The organism is Streptomyces sp. BE20, assembly GCF_036322525.1.
Taxonomy (GTDB): domain Bacteria; phylum Actinomycetota; class Actinomycetes; order Streptomycetales; family Streptomycetaceae; genus Kitasatospora.
On record NZ_JAQYWW010000821.1, the window covers coordinates 1 to 312 of the forward strand.

At 25.0% G+C, this 312-nt stretch carries 1 protein-coding gene; it reads left to right on the forward strand.

The window, feature by feature from the left end:
* Nucleotides 1–279 (forward strand): hypothetical protein (locus PUR61_RS45385; RefSeq protein WP_329879792.1); only part of this gene is annotated, 279 nt, incomplete at its 5' end.
* Between the last annotated feature and the right edge of the window lie 33 nt (nt 280–312).

The following is a 312-nucleotide window of genomic DNA, read 5'->3' on the forward strand; positions in this document are numbered from 1 at the left end:
TGGAAACACAAAAAAAAAAAAAAAAAAAAAAAAAAAAAAAAAAAAAAAATATATAATAAAACCCCCACCCCACCCAACAAAAAAAAAACAAAAAAAAAAAAAAAAAAAAAAAAAAAAAACCCCCCCCCCAACCCCCACAAAAAAAAACCCCCCCACCAACACAACAAAAAAAAACAAAAAAACAAAAAAAAAAAAAAAAAAAAAAAAAAACTAAAAAAAAAAAAAACACAACACCAACCCCAAAACAAAAAAAAAACACACAAAAACACACACCTATGATTAAAAACAACCCCGCCAAAAAAAAAAACAACA